General features: G+C 62.2%; 21 protein-coding genes. 8 read left to right on the top strand and 13 right to left on the bottom strand.

The window, feature by feature from the left end; genetic code table 11:
* Positions 1 to 8: 8 nt before the first annotated feature.
* Positions 9 to 194 (bottom strand): DUF1059 domain-containing protein, encoded by a 186-nt coding sequence (locus tag DQG18_RS12285; protein WP_116654564.1) that lies wholly within the window; start codon positions 192 to 194, stop codon positions 9 to 11.
* A 135-nt stretch (positions 195 to 329) separates the two neighbouring features.
* On the opposite strand from DQG18_RS12285, the gene DQG18_RS12290 reads away from it, so the two are divergent.
* The gene (locus DQG18_RS12290) at positions 330 to 629 is read left to right on the top strand and encodes a hypothetical protein (RefSeq protein WP_116654565.1); all 300 of its coding nucleotides are present in this window, start codon (positions 330 to 332) and stop codon (positions 627 to 629) included.
* An 8-nt stretch (positions 630 to 637) separates the two neighbouring features.
* Here the strand turns inward: DQG18_RS12290 and hemF are convergent, their stop codons facing one another.
* Both hemF and DQG18_RS12300 read right to left on the bottom strand, forming a co-directional pair.
* Positions 638 to 1,525 (bottom strand): oxygen-dependent coproporphyrinogen oxidase, encoded by an 888-nt coding sequence (gene hemF, locus DQG18_RS12295; RefSeq protein WP_116654566.1) that lies wholly within the window; start codon positions 1,523 to 1,525, stop codon positions 638 to 640.
* Positions 1,522 to 1,992, bottom strand: coding sequence for a tRNA (cytidine(34)-2'-O)-methyltransferase (locus DQG18_RS12300; protein WP_116654613.1), 471 nt, complete (start codon positions 1,990 to 1,992; stop codon positions 1,522 to 1,524). Before DQG18_RS12300 ends, hemF begins: the two co-directional genes overlap by 4 nt.
* Positions 1,993 to 2,218: 226 nt before the next feature.
* On the opposite strand from DQG18_RS12300, the gene petA reads away from it, so the two are divergent.
* The 5 genes from petA to apt all read left to right on the top strand — a co-directional run bounded on the left by petA (position 2,219) and on the right by apt (position 5,920).
* Positions 2,219 to 2,743, top strand: a complete 525-nt coding sequence (petA, locus tag DQG18_RS12305) for a ubiquinol-cytochrome c reductase iron-sulfur subunit (RefSeq protein ID WP_116654567.1) — start codon at positions 2,219 to 2,221, stop codon at positions 2,741 to 2,743.
* 14 nt (positions 2,744 to 2,757) lie between these two features.
* Positions 2,758 to 4,017 carry a cytochrome b gene (locus tag DQG18_RS12310; RefSeq protein ID WP_116654568.1) on the top strand — a complete coding sequence of 420 codons (1,260 nt, stop codon included), beginning with the start codon at positions 2,758 to 2,760 and terminating at the stop codon, positions 4,015 to 4,017.
* Positions 4,018 to 4,038: 21 nt separating this feature from the next.
* Positions 4,039 to 4,860, top strand: coding sequence for a cytochrome c1 (locus DQG18_RS12315; protein WP_116654614.1), 822 nt, complete (start codon positions 4,039 to 4,041; stop codon positions 4,858 to 4,860).
* A 108-nt stretch (positions 4,861 to 4,968) separates the two neighbouring features.
* The gene (locus DQG18_RS12320; RefSeq protein ID WP_116654569.1) at positions 4,969 to 5,169 is read left to right on the top strand and encodes a hypothetical protein; all 201 of its coding nucleotides are present in this window, start codon (positions 4,969 to 4,971) and stop codon (positions 5,167 to 5,169) included.
* Positions 5,170 to 5,386: 217 nt separating this feature from the next.
* Positions 5,387 to 5,920: an adenine phosphoribosyltransferase gene (gene apt / locus DQG18_RS12325; RefSeq protein ID WP_116654615.1), complete on the top strand. Its 534-nt coding sequence runs from the start codon at positions 5,387 to 5,389 to the stop codon at positions 5,918 to 5,920.
* 20 nt (positions 5,921 to 5,940) lie between these two features.
* Here the strand turns inward: apt and DQG18_RS12330 are convergent, their stop codons facing one another.
* From DQG18_RS12330 to DQG18_RS12340, 3 genes are read right to left on the bottom strand one after another with little or no spacing between them, the layout of a single operon-like run.
* Positions 5,941 to 6,294: a DUF423 domain-containing protein gene (locus DQG18_RS12330; RefSeq protein WP_116654570.1), complete on the bottom strand. Its 354-nt coding sequence runs from the start codon at positions 6,292 to 6,294 to the stop codon at positions 5,941 to 5,943.
* Complete coding sequence (locus DQG18_RS12335; protein ID WP_116654571.1) at positions 6,291 to 6,842, bottom strand: MaoC/PaaZ C-terminal domain-containing protein; 552 nt, start codon at positions 6,840 to 6,842, stop codon at positions 6,291 to 6,293. The genes DQG18_RS12330 and DQG18_RS12335 overlap by 4 nt, the downstream gene beginning before the upstream one ends.
* Complete coding sequence (locus DQG18_RS12340; RefSeq protein WP_116654572.1) at positions 6,839 to 7,324, bottom strand: MaoC family dehydratase; 486 nt, start codon at positions 7,322 to 7,324, stop codon at positions 6,839 to 6,841. Before DQG18_RS12340 ends, DQG18_RS12335 begins: the two co-directional genes overlap by 4 nt.
* A gap of 274 nt (positions 7,325 to 7,598) precedes the next feature.
* Between DQG18_RS12340 and DQG18_RS12345 the strand changes: the two genes are divergently transcribed.
* Positions 7,599 to 9,086, top strand: coding sequence for a DHA2 family efflux MFS transporter permease subunit (locus tag DQG18_RS12345; RefSeq protein WP_116654573.1), 1,488 nt, complete (start codon positions 7,599 to 7,601; stop codon positions 9,084 to 9,086).
* A gap of 359 nt (positions 9,087 to 9,445) precedes the next feature.
* On the opposite strand, the gene ychF is transcribed toward DQG18_RS12345, so the two are convergent.
* The 6 genes from ychF to DQG18_RS12375 form a co-directional block, all read right to left on the bottom strand.
* Positions 9,446 to 10,543 (bottom strand): redox-regulated ATPase YchF, encoded by a 1,098-nt coding sequence (gene ychF / locus DQG18_RS12350; protein ID WP_116654574.1) that lies wholly within the window; start codon positions 10,541 to 10,543, stop codon positions 9,446 to 9,448.
* 241 nt (positions 10,544 to 10,784) lie between these two features.
* Complete coding sequence (gene pth / locus DQG18_RS12355; protein WP_116654575.1) at positions 10,785 to 11,492, bottom strand: aminoacyl-tRNA hydrolase; 708 nt, start codon at positions 11,490 to 11,492, stop codon at positions 10,785 to 10,787.
* A gap of 62 nt (positions 11,493 to 11,554) precedes the next feature.
* Positions 11,555 to 12,181, bottom strand: a complete 627-nt coding sequence (locus DQG18_RS12360; protein WP_116654576.1) for a 50S ribosomal protein L25/general stress protein Ctc — start codon at positions 12,179 to 12,181, stop codon at positions 11,555 to 11,557.
* Between the two features lie 127 nt (positions 12,182 to 12,308).
* Positions 12,309 to 12,566 (bottom strand): hypothetical protein, encoded by a 258-nt coding sequence (locus tag DQG18_RS12365; protein WP_116654577.1) that lies wholly within the window; start codon positions 12,564 to 12,566, stop codon positions 12,309 to 12,311.
* 43 nt (positions 12,567 to 12,609) lie between these two features.
* Positions 12,610 to 12,867: a hypothetical protein gene (locus DQG18_RS12370; RefSeq protein WP_157970149.1), complete on the bottom strand. Its 258-nt coding sequence runs from the start codon at positions 12,865 to 12,867 to the stop codon at positions 12,610 to 12,612.
* Between the two features lie 257 nt (positions 12,868 to 13,124).
* The gene (locus DQG18_RS12375; protein WP_116654579.1) at positions 13,125 to 14,057 is read right to left on the bottom strand and encodes a ribose-phosphate pyrophosphokinase; all 933 of its coding nucleotides are present in this window, start codon (positions 14,055 to 14,057) and stop codon (positions 13,125 to 13,127) included.
* 376 nt (positions 14,058 to 14,433) lie between these two features.
* On the opposite strand from DQG18_RS12375, the gene DQG18_RS12380 reads away from it, so the two are divergent.
* Entirely contained in the window at positions 14,434 to 14,922 is a 489-nt protein-coding gene (locus tag DQG18_RS12380) for an SH3 domain-containing protein (RefSeq protein ID WP_245958454.1), read from the top strand.
* A 42-nt stretch (positions 14,923 to 14,964) separates the two neighbouring features.
* On the opposite strand, the gene DQG18_RS12385 is transcribed toward DQG18_RS12380, so the two are convergent.
* Positions 14,965 to 15,408: a hypothetical protein gene (locus tag DQG18_RS12385; protein ID WP_116654580.1), complete on the bottom strand. Its 444-nt coding sequence runs from the start codon at positions 15,406 to 15,408 to the stop codon at positions 14,965 to 14,967.
* Positions 15,409 to 15,424: the final 16 nt, after the last annotated feature.

Raw genomic sequence — 15,424 nt, forward strand, 5'->3', positions numbered from 1 at the left:
CCTTCTTCTCAATGGCGCGTCTGCACCTCGAAGATGCGCTCCTTGATCCGTTCGACCATATCGGGACGCACCTCGGTTTCGCCGTGCTCGGTCCTGAGCCGCTCGATCGCCTTGCGGACGACTTCTGCTTCGGTTTCCGCCGTTGCGTGCCAGGTCGCGCCGGGGATCAACGATCCGCCGTCAAAGCGTTTCATGATCTTTCCTCCGTTTTCTGGTTGTCATCCATCTCTATGCTATAAAACGGGCAGAAGTTGGGGCGGTTCCTGTCCATTGTCCAAGACTGGAATTTCCCGGAAAACTCGCCTAAGTTGTCCGGCAGACAAGGAAAAATGGTGATGGTCGATACAGTCAACCTTGATTTTTTAGGCCGGAATCTTGCCGATATTCAGCGTGATCAGGCGCAGTTGCGCAGCGACGTCATGCAGGTCCGGCAGCTCATCCTCCTTGTCACGGAAAAAATCGGCCGTCTCGAGCGGAACTCGCATGAGATGACCGACGATCTGACGTTGATGCTCAAGTCGGAGCTTTCCGGCACCCTTGCCAATCTTGAAGATCGGATCGAAGCGCTGATCGATCGCCGCATCACGACCGTGGAAGAAAAGATCGACCAGGTTCTCGACAGACTCTGAACTTTTCATCAGGGCCAGCGGACCGCCGGGGGCATGGAGGAGAGGATCGAGTTGACGTTGCCGCCGGTCTTGAGCCCGAAGGTCGTGCCCCGGTCGTAAAGCAGGTTGAATTCGACGTAGCGCCCGCGGCGGATCAACTGCTCCTCGCGCTGGGCTTCTGTCCAGGGCGTGTTGAAGTTGCGCCGCACCAGTTCGGGATAGATTTCGATGAACCGCGCGCCCACGTCCTGGGTGAAGGAGAAATCCTCCTCCCAGTCACCGGTTGCGTGCCGGTCGTAGAATATGCCACCGATGCCGCGCGGTTCGTTGCGGTGGGGAAGGTAGAAGTATTCGTCGCACCATTGCTTGTAGCGCTCGTAATCGACGCTTTTATGGCGCGCGCAGGCCTTTTCCATGGCGGCGTGGAAATCGATGGTGTCGGGGTCGGTCTGGGTGCGGCGCGCGTCGAGCACGGGGGTGAGGTCGGCGCCGCCGCCGAACCAGAGCTTGCTGGTCACAACCATGCGGGTGTTCATGTGAACGGCGGGTACGTTGGGGTTCCAGGGGTGGCCGATGACCGAAATGCCAGAGGCCCAGAAGCTGGGATCGTCCTCGGTGCCCGGAATTTGCTTGGCAAATTCGGGCGAGAACTGGCCGTGAACCGTCGAGATATGGACGCCCATCTTTTCAAAGACGCGGCCCCTGATGATCGACATTTCCCCGCCGCCGCCATCGGCGCCAGTTGCATCGGTCCGTTTCCATGTTTCGCGCTCGAAGCGGCCCGGCTCGCGATCCGCGTGGGGGCCGGTGACCTCGTCTTCGAGCGTTTCGATGACCTCGCACAACTTGTCGCGGACGTGGCGGAACCAGCCGCTGGCCCGGTCTTTGGCGTCGTCGAGGTCGAATTCCAAGATCATGATAATGTCCCGAATGCTGTTGTCTGGCGGAGCGCTTCGCCCAGCACCATGCTACCCGCGATGGCGACGTTGAGCGAGCGCATGTGTTGTCGCATGGGGATGCGCACGCAAAGCGCCGCCTTTTCCGCAATCGCGTGAGGCACGCCCGCGCTCTCGCGGCCGAGCAGCAAAACGTCGTTGGGCCGGTAGGCGGCGTTATAGGCCGATTGCCCGGTTTTCGTCGTCAAAAGAACCAGCCGCCTGCCGTTTTCCGCCAGCCAGCGTTCAAAGGCCGAGTAGGCGGAATGTTCGACATATCCCGCGTGATCGAGGTAATCCAGCCCGGCACGCCTGAGGCTGGCGCGCGAAAAGGGAAAGCCGGCGGGGTGGATGATGTGCACCGTAACGTCGAGACATGCGCCCAGCCGCAACAGCGTGCCGGTGTTCTGGGCGATATCGGGCTGGTAGAGGGCAAGCGCGACCCGCATGGCCATAACCTCGTCGTGAATGTGGCGAAAACGGGGACGGTATAGTGTCGCAGATAATTGAAGTAACGCCCCGCGAGGCTGGACAAGTGTGCTTGATGGTGCAAAAAGAACCCAAAAATCCGCGTCGCCCTATGGTGGGGCCGAGTCGCATTTTCCCGTGCAAACGGGTACGGTGCGGGGGCGGTAATCAAGAATTTGTGTTCAGGCCTTACGGGGATCAAGAGCTTTGGCGACAGCGAGCGAAACAAAAGCGACAAGACGCGATTTTCTATACGTCGCGACAGGAGCAGTGGGGGCGGTCGGCGTTGCCGGCGTGGCGTGGCCTCTTATCGATCAGTTGAACCCCGATGCCTCGGTTCTCGCGCTGGCGTCCATCCGGTTCGACATCGCGCCGATCGTCGAGGGGTCCTCGGTGACCATCCTGTGGCGCGGCCTGCCGGTATTCATCCGTCACCGCACGGAAGCCGAGATCGAGGAGGCGCGCGCCGTCCCGATGGCCGACCTCAAGGACCCGCAGCGTGACGAGGACCGCGTGGTCGAGGGCCACGACCAGTGGCTCATCATGATCGCCAACTGTACACACCTTGGCTGCGTGCCGGTGGGCGAGGCGGGCGATTTCGACGGCTGGTTCTGTCCGTGCCACGGGTCGCACTACGATACCTCGGGCCGCATCCGGCGCGGTCCCGCCCCGGCGAACCTCGTGGTTCCGCCCTATGAGTTCATCAGCGACACAGTCGTGCAGATCGGTTAAGGGGAGCGCACGAGATGGCACAGCATTCTGGCAGCTATACGCCGGGAACGGGCATCGAGCGCTGGCTCGACGAGCGCCTTCCCATCATCAGGTTCTCCAAGGAACACCTGATGGACTTCCCCACCCCGCGCAACATCAACTACTGGTGGACGTTCGGCGCCATCCTCGCCTTCATGCTGGTGGTGCAGATCATCACCGGCATTATCCTCGTGATGCACTATACCCCCAATGTGGATCTTGCCTTCGCCTCGATCGAGCATATCCGCCGCGACGTCAATTATGGCCGGGTCATCCAGGGGGCTCACGCGGTAGGCGCCTCCATGTTCTTTGCCGCCGTCTATATCCACATTTTCCGCGGCCTCTATTACGGCTCCTACAAGGCGCCGCGCGAGGTCATCTGGATGCTGGGCGTGATCCTGTTCATCCTGATGATGGCGACCGCATTCATGGGCTACGTGTTGCCCTGGGGCCAGATGAGCCTTTGGGGCGCGACGGTCATCACCGGCATCTTCTCGGCCCTGCCCATCATCGGCGAGCCGATCCAGACGCTGCTTCTGGGCGGGTTCTCGGTGGCCAATCCGACGCTCAACCGCTTCTTTTCGCTGCACTACCTGATCCCGTTCATCATCGCGGCGGTCGTGGTGCTGCACATCTGGGCGCTGCACGTGCCGGGCAACAACAACCCCACGGGCGTCGAGGTGAAGGACAGCCGCGATACGCTGGCATTCCACCCCTATTTCACGATGAAGGACCTTTACGCCATCGTCGTGTTCATGATCCCGTTCGCCTGGTTCGTGTTCTTTGCGCCCGATATCCTGGGCCATCCGGACAACTACATTCCCGGCAATCCGCAGGTGACACCCGCCCATATCGTGCCCGAATGGTATCTGCTGCCGTTCTACACCATGCTGCGCGCCATCGACTTCAACGTGCTGTTCATCGACTCCAAGCTCGGCGGCGTCATCGTGATGTTCGGCTCGCTGCTGATCCTTTTCGCGCTGCCCTGGCTCGATAGCTCGAAGGTGCGTTCGGGCACGTTCCGCCCGCTGTTCAAGCCCTTCTTCTGGCTGTTCGCGGTGAATTTTGTCGCGCTGGCCTATCTTGGCGCACAGCCGGCCGAAGGCATCTATGTGATGCTTGCGAAAATCTGTACCTTCTACTATTTCGCCTACTTCCTGATCATCCTGCCGATCCTTGGCCGTATCGAAACGCCCGCGCCGCTTCCCACCAGCATTTCGGAAAGCGTCCTGGGCGAGAGCAAGTCCAAGGCGTAAGGGCGCGGGGGAAAGACAATGATGAAAAAGACTACATTCCTCGGCGCGATCCTGCTGGTCCTGGGCCTGGCCCTGCCAGCGGTTCCGGCCAACGCGGCAGGAGAGGGGGCTGAGGCCCACCAGCAGAGCTGGTCCTTCTCGGGGCCGTTCGGCACCTATGACCGCAACCAGCTTCGCCGCGGCTTCCTGATCTACAAGGATGTCTGCTCGAGCTGCCACGGACTCGAATACATCTCCTTCCGCAACCTTTCCGAGCCCGGCGGTCCGGAATATTCGGAAGATGCGGTGCGCGCGCTCGCGGCGGAATATACCATTGAGGACCCGAACGCCGAGGGCGGTGAGCGCGAGGGCGTTCCTTCCGACCGCTGGCCCGATCCCTTCCCCAACGAGCAGATCGCCCGCGACGCCAATGGCGGCGCCCTGCCGCCGGACCTTTCACTGATGGCCAAGGCCCGCACCATTTCCCAGGACTTTCCCTGGTGGGCGCTCAATTATTTCACCGCCTATCAGGAAGGCGGGGCGGACTATATCTATAACCTGCTGACGCGTTACGAAGAGCCGCCGGCGGATGTGGAACTCGAGCCGGGCCAGTACTACAACGATTTCTATGGCATCATCGCCATGGGCCTGCCGCTGGCTGACGGGATGATCCCCTATGAGGACGGCAACACGCCCGAGACGCTGCACCAGTATTCGCTCGACGTTTCGGCCTTCCTGCAATGGACGGCAGACCCGCACATGGTTTCGCGCAAGCAGATGGGCTTCAGGGTCCTGCTCTTCCTCGTGGGCTTTGCGATCCTGATGTATCTCGTCAAGCGGCGCCTCTGGCGTGATGCGCACTGATAGAAATGGACAATGGGCTCCCCGGAGCCCATTTTCATTTGTACCGCCTTGCAAGGGCCCGACTTTGAGACCATTGTCGGGCCGTGCGCATGAACAGGGGAGAATGACGTGTCTGCCGCAAACGTTGCCCGCACCGTCCTGGTCGTTGCCTTTGCCGCCAGCCGCAGTCCTGCCGTTCGCGCCGCGATCAAGGCCGCGCCAAGTTTGTTGTCGGATGCCCGGAAAGCCAAGGCCATCGAGACGACCCGCCGCACGGCCTATACCGCCGGGGTGCTCGCGGGCCGGCTGATGGCGCGCGGAAAACCCTGACGCGGACGCGCTTTCCCCATCGCCTGAATCATGATTGATTGGCCCGGTTCGGGGTCCGATTCCGCTGGGAAGCGCAAGGCTCCACATTCCTAGAGCTTTTCCTGTTTTGATGGAATCAAAACAGAAGCTCTAAGTCTTTGATTTATCGCGTTTCCGAACCGAATAAGCGGTGCCCACTTATTCTGGAAACGCTCCAATGCTGAAGGCCGGAGCCGCAATGACCGTCGACCTCAAAACCCTCGTCCGCTCGATCCCCGACTATCCCAAGCCGGGCATCATCTTTCGCGACATCACATCGCTGATCGAGGATTCCGCCGGGTTCCGGGAAAGCGTCGAGCGGCTCGCCGCCGCCCATCGCGACAAGGGGATCACCAAGGTGGCCGGGATCGAAGCGCGGGGTTTCATTTTCGGCGCAGGGGTGGCGATCGCGCTGGGCGTGGGGTTCGTGCCGGTGCGCAAGGCGGGCAAGCTGCCCGGCGAAACCATCGGGCAGAACTACGCGCTCGAATACGGCGTGGATACCATCGAGATCCACGCAAACGCCGTGGGTGAGGGCGACAATGTCCTGCTGATCGATGATCTCATCGCAACCGGGGGCACCGCCGTCGCTGCCGTTTCCCTCTTGCGCCGGACGGGTGCAAAGGTCGAGCATTCGGGCTTCGTGATCGATCTTCCCGATATCGGTGGAGCGGAAAGGCTCAAGGCCATGGGCGTCACCGTCGATGCGCTGATCGCTTTCGAGGGGCACTGATCGGCGGCTGGCCCCACAGCCTACCGGCGCAGCGCTGCCAGCCCGGCGAGTGTCACGGCGAGCCATCCGGCGATGAGCAGCATTCCGCCTATCGGGGCGGCCATTGGAAAAAGGCCGTGACCGGCAAAATGGCGCGTGGCGAGGTCGGCGCAGAACAGGATCGCGCCGAGCGCGAGGATCAGCATCGTAACGGAAAGGATACGGGTCCGGGCCACGAGGCCCAGCGCCAGCAGGGCCGGGGCGTGGGTGAGGGCGATGAGGGCGTAGGGGGCCAAAAGGTCCGCGCCCGCGTGGCTCAACGCGGCGGCGGCAGCAACTCCCGAAGCGCCGAGCAGGCCCGCAACGATCAGGGCGATGCTTTTGATGACGATCATCTGCGAAAGACCTTCCCGATGCCGGGTATGTTGCGAAGAGCCATCGCCAGCCTGAGGCGCAGGGGCATCCGGTAATCGCGGAGCTTGGAGAAGCCGACGAGATCGGCGCTATAGACCAGTTCGCCATGCTGGTTGTGGGCTTCGATCAGATTGAAGAGCAGTCCCCAGCCGGGCAACGAATTGGAGGCGCGCTTGCCGGTGACCGTCAGCGTATAGCTCACCGTATCGCCGGGGCGGACGGGGGCCTTGAAATCCATGCGATTGACGCCGGGGGAGGGACCCGAGACGCCGGGCGTGCCGCCCTCGGCGCGGACCGTTTCTTCCTCGGCTTCGAGTCGGTCGACCATCTTGCGGTGCCCGACGCTGACCGTATGCCAGCCCGAGGCGATGAGGCCGCCGAAATGGGAGTGTCTGGCAGCTTCGGGATCGATATGGAAATATTGCGGATCGTAGCGCTTGCCGAAGCGGATGATCTCCTGCTCGGTGAAGGTGTGGCTGCCCAGCGCGATGGGCTCGTTCGTGACGATCTCCTCGAACCAGCGCGTCATTGGGCGGCCCCGGCGCCGGGATTGCGCACCTCGACCAGATTGGCGAGATTGAGCGTCATCACCTGTTCGCCTCTCTGGTTGTGCATGTCGAAGGCGACGGTGAGGATACCCATTTCCGGGCGGCTGTTGGAGCGCCGCAGCGAGGTGATGGTGGCGGTGCCCGAAAGCGTATCGCCCTTCATCAGCGGGCGCTTCCATTTGAGGCCGGCAAAGCCCAGCCCGCCCATCGAGGCAACCCTGGAGAGCAGGGCATCGACGAGCATGCGGAGCGAAAGCCCGCCCGTCTGCCAGCCGCTGGCCGCAAGCCCACCCAGAAGGCTCTGTTTCGCCGCCTTTTCATCGAGATGAAAGGGGAAGGGATCGAATTCGGTCGCGAACTCGATGATGTCGGTCTTGGTCACCTTCATCGGCCCGAGCGCGAAGGTCTCGCCTTCGGCGAGATCCTCGAAATATCGGCGGTCGTGTGTTATCGGATTGGGCATTCTGTTGTCCTTAACGTCAATCGAGTTTCGCCGATAACGGAATTGGGGGCAAGGGCGATAAAACTTGCCGCGCAGGTGTCGGATCGACCCCGCGTGGCCCGTCCTCGATGCGGATGGCCGCTTGTGCCATTTGTGTCACGCCTGCCGCCAGTGGAAAAGATCGTCGGGAGCGGGTTGACGCAACCGGCGTTTGGGCTTATTCCGCACGCCCCCGCTTTTTTGCCGGCCGAGCGCGGGGTGGGTGGTTCGGTGTGTGGCTGGAAGAGAAAAGATCATGACATCCGACATTTCGCATCCCGCTCCGTCCGGCGCGGAAGCCGGCGCTGCGCTTGAACGGCGCAACTTCATCGTCATCGCGGTTTTGCTGGTTTCCGCGTTCATTGTCATGCTCAACGAGACCGTCATGGGCGTGGCGCTGCCGCCCCTGATGGAAGCGCTCGACGTGACCGCCGGAGCGGTGCAATGGCTAACGACGGCGTTCCTGCTCACCATGGCGATCGTCATTCCGATCACCGGTTTCCTGATCCAGCGCGTCAATTCGCGCCCGCTTTATATCACGGCGATCAGCCTCTTCAGCCTCGGCACGCTGATCTGCGGGCTGGCGCCCGGCCTTGAGGTGCTGATCGTGGGGCGCGTGGTGCAGGCGTCGGGCACCGCGATCATGATGCCGCTGCTGATGACGACCGTGATGACGCTGGTGCCCCCCGCCCGGCGCGGACGCACCATGGGCAATATCTCGATCGTCATGTCTGTGGCCCCTGCCGTTGGCCCCACGGTTTCGGGCCTCATTCTCAACTATCTCGACTGGCGCTGGCTGTTCTGGCTCATCCTGCCGATTTCGCTGGGCGCGCTGGTGCTTGGCTGGCGGCTCATGCGGAACGTCACGACTCCGCGCTATGCCCCGCTCGATATTTTTTCGGTGGTGCTGTCGGCACTGGGGTTTGGCGGACTCGTCTATGGACTTTCCACCATCGGCGAATCCAGCCATGGCGAGCCTCTGCTGCCGATCTGGTTGCCGATTGCCCTGGGTGGCGTGGGGCTTGCAATCTTTGTGTGGCGGCAGATCTTCCTGCAGCGCAGGGATGGCGCATTGCTCGATTTCCGCACCTTCACCTTCCCGGCCTATTCGATCGCGCTGGGCATGATGGTGATCAACATGATGGCGCTGTTCGGCATGATCATCCTTTTGCCGATCTTCACCCAGAGCGTGATGGGTCTCGATACCCTTCAGACCGGGCTGCTGCTGTTGCCCGGCGGATTGCTGATGGGCCTGCTCGCCCCGTTCGTGGGCCGCTGGTACGACCGGTACGGGCCGACGCGGCTGGTCGTGCCCGGGGCCGTTCTGGTCAGTGCGGTACTCTGGTCCATGACGGTCATCGACCGGACGACGCCCGTGACCTATGTGCTGGCGGGACATCTGGCGCTGAGCCTCGGCCTTGCGCTGTTGTTCACCCCGCTCTTTACCGCCAGCCTCGGCGCTCTGCCCCAGCGGCTCTATTCGCACGGCAGCGCCATGCTGGGCACGCTTCAGCAGGTGGCGGGTGCGGCGGGCATCGCCCTGTTCGTCTCGCTGATGACGCTGCGCAGCGAGGCCCTCATGGCGGAAGGCGCAGACCCGATCGATGCGTTGACCGGCGGGCTGCATCTCGCCTTCATCACCGGCGCCACGCTTTCGCTGATCTCGCTGGCGGCGTCGTTCTTCATCCGGCGCAGCGATGGGCCCGATGAAATGGCGGGCAAGGCGCCAGTTCCGGCGCATTAAAGCATTTCAGGTTTTGACGGAATCAAGAAGGTCCGTGTCCGCCGAGGCACTCTTCTGGTCCGCGGTAATAAATACCGGGGTGACATTGGAGGGAGGGAGCCAGCAGAAAACACCATTGTCATTCCGGGACCCGTTCCCGGCAATCCAGCGCGATCCTTCAAAACGCGCCGCTCTGTGCCGGTTCAATCAAAACCTGAAACGATCTAAAGGGGTTGTCCAACTCCTCGTCGTTGCCCGGATTATCCCGGCAAACCAGCCTTCGCGGCTCTGGGCCACCCGGACAAACCGGGTGATGACGGGGAGGGGTGTGGCGCGTGGGTCCCGGCTTTCGCCGGGACAGCGAAGGGGAGAAGGCGGGATCAGGTGTTGAACTTGAACAGCATCACGTCGCCATCCTTGACGACGTAGTCCTTGCCCTCGTCGCGGGCCTTGCCCGCTTCCTTGGCGGCCACCTCGCCGCCGAGCGCGATGAAATCATCATAGGCGATGGTCTGGGCGCGGATGAAGCCGCGCTCGAAATCGGTGTGGATCACGCCCGCCGCCTGCGGGGCTTTCGTGCCGATCGGAATAGTCCAGGCGCGGGCTTCCTTGGGGCCAACCGTGAAATAGGTTTGCAGGTGCAGAAGCTTGTAGCCCTCGCGGATCAGGCGGTTGAGGCCCGGTTCGTCAAGGCCGAGGGATTGCAGATAATCCTTGCGGTCGGCATCGTCGAGCCCGGCCAGCTCGGCCTCGATCTCGGCGCATATGATGACCGAGCGGGCATCCTGCTCCTGGGCATATGCCTCGACTTTTTTGGTATGTTCGTTGCCTGTCGCGGCAGCGCTTTCGTCGACATTGCAGACGTAAAGGACCGGCTTGGCGGTGAGAAGCTGGAGTTCCTTGAACGCCTTTTCCTCGTCGGGCGCGCGCGCGGTGTGGCGGGCGGGCTTGCCCTCTTCGAGCAGGGTCTTGGCGCGCTGGATCAGGTCAAGGGTGAGCTTTGCCTCCTTGTCCTGCGCGCGGATTTTCTTTTCGAGCCCAGGAATGCGTTTTTCAAGGCTTTCGAGGTCGGCGAGCATCAACTCGGTCTCGACCACTTCGGCGTCGGCGATGGGATCGACCCGACCCGCCACGTGCACGATGTCGTCGTTCTCGAAGCACCGCAGTACATAGGCGATGGCGTCGCATTCGCGGATATTGGCGAGGAACTGGTTGCCCAGGCCCTCGCCCTTGGATGCACCTTTGACGAGGCCGGCGATATCGACGAACGACAGCCGGGCCGGGATTTTGGTCTGGCTCTTGCCGATCTCGACAAGCTTGTCGAGGCGTTCATCGGGCACCGACACCTCGCCCACATTGGGCTCGATGGTGCAGAAGGGAAAATTGGCCGCCTGCGCGGCCGCCGTCTGCGTCAGGGCGTTGAACAGCGTCGATTTGCCGACATTGGGCAGGCCGACGATACCGCATTTGAAACCCATGAAAGATACCTCGGGAAAAGCGCCGGAGGGGCGCTGGACGTTAGCGCCCTAACTCGTGCAGGCGGGGGGAGAAGTCAAGAGAAGGTGTGGTACGATCGTCAGTGCGGCCTTTGCGTATGCGGCTTCACCCCTCCCCATTAAGGGGAGGGTGTTACGGAGCATGGGAGACGGCCCGTGGTACGATGCAGCACCTCCCCCTTGATGGGGAAGGTTGGGTGGGGGTGATACACGGGAGCCCAAGTCAGCCCTTGTCCCCGAACAGCTTCTTGAGCATATTTGCCATCGGGCCGGTCTCCGGCACTTTGGCTTGCGGTGCGGCGGGGCGGGCCTGGCGGATATGGCTCTGCGCTTTTAGCGCCGCTTTGGCCTGGGGCTTTTCGCCGGAAGGCACGGCGAGCGCCAGCTTGTTCATCAGCCCTGCCGCGTCGCCCTTGGCGAGAAGCCCGGCGTTTTTCGCCAGCGCGTCGAGCAGGGGTTCGAGCCATTCGCCATCAGCCTTGTGGAAGTTCGAGAGCACGTGCGGATTGACGCGCTCCTTGTGGCCGGGGTGGCCGATGCCGATCCGGACGCGGACGAAATCCTTGCCCAGATGGGCCTCGATGGATCTGAGACCGTTATGCCCGCCATGCCCGCCCCCCGACTTGATGCGCACCTTGCCGGGAGCAAGGTCGAGCTCGTCGTGGATGACGGAAATGTCGGCCGGGGCGAGCTTGTAGAACTTGGCGGCCTGCCCCACCGCATCGCCGGAGCGGTTCATGAAGGTCTGGGGCTTTAAAAGCAGCAGCTTTTCGCCATCGATCATGCCCTCGGAAACGAGCGCGGAGAATTTCTGGCGGAAGGGCGGGAAAGTGTGGCGGCGGGCAATCTCGTCTACCGCCATGAAGCCGACATTGTGCCGGTGGCCGGCATATTCGGCGCCGGGATTGCCAAGACCCACGATCAGGTGCATCGCATGACCCCGTTGTATTGAGAAAGGAGACCGGCGGGCATGCCGCCGGTCTCGCCAAAGGTTTATTCTTCGGCTTCCTCGGCGCCTTCTTCGGCTTCTTCGCCCTCGGCAGAGCGCAAGGCGGAAGGTGCCGCGATGGTTGCGATGGTAAAGTCGCGGTCGGTGATGGTCGGGACAACACCCTCGGGAAGCGTGACCGCCGAAATGTGCAGCGAGTCTCCGACATCGGTGCCGGCGAGATCAACCACGAGGTTCTCGGGAATGTTATCGGCAGGCACGGTGACCTCGACGGTGTGGCGTACGACGTTGAGAACGCCACCCTTCTTGATGCCAGGAGACTTTTCCTCGTTGATGAACAGCACGGGCAGGTCTACCGTCAGGGAGGTGTTCTTGCCCACGCGCAGGAAATCCACATGCACGAGGAAGTCGCGGACGGGTTCGAGGTGGTAGTCCTTGGGGATCACGCGGTGCTTTTTGCCGTCCACCTCGATGTCGATGACGGTGCTGAGAAAGCCGCCTTCGTGAATCTTGCGGAAAGCGTCCTTGTAGGACACGGAAATAGCCAGGGGGGGCTTCTTTTCGCCGTAGATAACGGCAGGAACCAGACCTTCACGACGCAGTTCACGAGCGGCCCCCTTGCCCACCCGGTCCCGCACCGAAGCCTTAAGCTCGACGCTCATGGAAATCATCCATTGGGTTGGTGCGTTCCTTCGGATCTGTTTGTGATGTGTCCGAACAAAACGCGCGCCCATCCTCCAGGGGTGATGGGCGCTTCATGCGCGCGGTATAAAGCAGCGCGCCGGCGAGAGCAAGACCTCAGGGCGTCTGCTGCTGTTCCCGAACCACCACCACGGTGGGCGGGAAAAGGGGCGGGGCGCTGTTGAGGGCCTCGCGCCGCGCTGCGCGGCGGTCGAGGTCGAGTTGCAGCATGCAGTTGGCGAAAGCCTCGCTGCCCTCGACAAATCCATAGCCGCGGCAGGTCTGCTGGTCGCGGGTGCGACGCTCTTCGGCGGAGACCGTGCAGCCTGAAAGAACGAGTGCGGCGAGGGCGGCTATGAGAATGGTCCTGGACATCGCTAAGCCATCTAACGGTGAAAGGGTGATAATGATGCAGGCTTCATTCCCCGCCGCTCAATGTCAAGCCGCGCAGCATCATTTCGGAGCGGGTGGCGTTGAGCAGGGTCCGGGCACGCTCGGTCAATACGCCATCGGGGGCGTGATGCACGCGGAAAAGACGGCTTTCGCCATAGCGCCTGTGCATATGCATGAGCATGTCGTCGGGCCACTGGGGAATTTCGTCGAGCAGGGCGCGAAGTTCCGCCTCGGCCTCGGCACGCGGGGCGATGCGTCGCCCGTGGGGGGGAGATTTGGTCACTGATACTTCCACATACGCAACGCGCGAGGCGAGGGACTGCATGGCCCACCGGACGATCTTCAAAAGAAGAAAATGCCGAAGCCGACCCCAGGTTCCGCCAGCGCGCAGCGTTTCTGGCTGAGTCGTGCTCAAAGGTCAAAATCCCTTTCCACGCGCTGTCGATGCAGCAGAAAGGATGCGTGATTTGCCCAAGGGCGGAAATTGGGGAAACCGGCAAGGGGCGCGTTAAGGTTCGGTTAGGGGTGTTGCCGGACGGATCAGTCGAAAAGGCTTGAGACAGACTGTTCCGAGGCGGTGCGGGCGATGGCTTCGCCCAGGAGATGGGCGATGGTGATGTGGCGGATCTTGCTCACCTTCCTTACCGCGTCGGTCATTTCGATCGAATCGGTGGTCACCAGTTCCTTTAGCGGGGAATTGGCGATGCGGTTGGGGGCTTCGCCCGAAAGGACGCCATGGGTGATATAGGCCGACACTTCGCTGGCGCCCGCCTTGAGCAGCGCTTCGGCGGCGTTGACCAGCGTGCCGCCCGAATCGACGATATCGTCGATGAGGATGCACGATTGCCCCTCCACATCGCCGATGATGTTCATGACTTCCGACACACCGGCGCGCGGACGGCGCTTGTCGACGATGGCGAGCTGGGCGCCGATGCGGTTGGCGACGTTGCGGGCCCGCAGCACGCCGCCGACGTCGGGGGAAACGATCATCACCTTGGAGGTGTCGTAGTTTTCCGCGATGTCGCGGGTGAGCACGGGGGCGGCGTAGAGGTTATCGGTCGGGATATCGAAAAAGCCCTGAATCTGGGGGGCGTGCAGATCGAGGGTCAGGATACGGTTGGCGCCGGCGTGGGTGATGAGATTGGCCACCAGCTTGGCCGAGATCGGGGTGCGCGGGGCCGATTTGCGATCCTGGCGCGCATAGCCGAAATAGGGCAGGACGGCGGTGATCCGGCGGGCCGACGAGCGGCGCATGGCATCGATCAGGATGAGCAGTTCCATCAGGTGATCGTTGGCCGGATAGGAGGTCGATTGGAGGATGAAGACGTCCTCGCCGCGCACGTTCTCGTGGATCTCGACGAAGATTTCCTTGTCGGCGAATTTCTTGACCGACGCGTCGGTGAGGGGGATTTCGAGATAATCCGACACGGCCTTGGCCACGGTGAGGTTTGAGTTGCCCGTCACCAGTTTCATGGATCTGCCTCTGTCCCAAGCTCTTATGCCGGTGCCGCCAATCGCCCCGGCTCGTTTGCGGGCACCTTTAGCGGCTGGGTATTTGATGGGCAATATGACTTTTGCATGAAAGGTGAATGCGAGACGGGCCTGTTGCACAAATGTGCGGAATCGGCTGGCATCGCACCCCTCACCCCCGGGGCCCTTCTCCCCTCGTGGGAGAAGGTGGGCTTTCGCGAAAGCGAAAGGTCGGATGAGGGGGTTGCGATATAGCCTGCGTCGCAGAACCAACCGGCATCTTCCTAAATATCGCGTTCAGGCACCGTTCAGTTGCCAGCGCGTTATATGGGGTCAAGACGCCGGGAGCGGTGTCAGAAACATGACAGGGAGATGCGAAATGGCTCTCAAGAAGAATATGCTCATGGGCGGCCTGGCTGCCCTGATGATGATGGTGATGACCGCCGGGGCGTATGCCTGGACGGCGTCGGCCACTGCGTCGGTCAATGTGCGCTCGGGTCCGGGCACTGGCTACCGCGTCATCGACGTGTTGCAGCGCGGTGAGCGGGTCGAGGTGGAATATTGCCGAAGCGGCTGGTGCTTTATCGATCAGGGGCGCTTCGGTCCCAATGGCTGGGTCTCGGGCAATTATCTTACACAGGGTTATCAGCAACCGCGCCCGCCGGTCTATCAGCCGCCGGTCCAGCGCCCGCCGCACTGGAACCATTATCCGCCGCGTCCGCCGCACTGGCAGCCGAACCCGCCGCGTCCGCCGCATTGGAATCCTTCGCCGCGGCCCCCGCATTGGCGGCCCGATCCGCGCCCGCCCCACAACAACAGCCAGGTTTGCTTTAACGGACCCAATGGCTATTTCTGCGTCGGCAATTAAGCCCTCAAGGAAAGGCCGGGACCTCGGGTTCCGGCCTTTGGCCTATTGGGTGGCGATGCGCTCCAACTCGATGCCGCGCGCGGCCAGTTTCGATCTGAGGTTGCGGTAAAGAACGGTGTTGACGCCGTAGATCACGGCGGCGCCGATGGCGAGGGTGATGACGAAATCGCGCGTGCCCGCTCCCTCGATGGCAAAGCCGAGCGCGACGAAAAAGGCGACGATCCCCCCGATGGCGGCGATATAGAACCGGCGGTCGCTCTCGGCCTTCACCTGCCGCGCGGCGGCGATGAGCATTTCGCGGCGCTCGTCGCTGCCCATGGCATCGAGCGGTTCGGGCACGCCTTCGCGCTCGAGCGAGGTGAGATAGGCGTCCACGCGTTCGCCCACGCGCTGGTCGAGGCGCTTGGCGTTCCACTTGTGCAGCATCAGGTTGCCGATGATCGTTATGGCGGCCAGCACGATGGCCGCATAAAGGAGTATGATCACCTTGCGCGTCTCCCCG

The sequence above is a fragment of the Pelagibacterium sediminicola genome (assembly GCF_003390885.1).
Taxonomy (GTDB): domain Bacteria; phylum Pseudomonadota; class Alphaproteobacteria; order Rhizobiales; family Devosiaceae; genus Pelagibacterium; species Pelagibacterium sediminicola.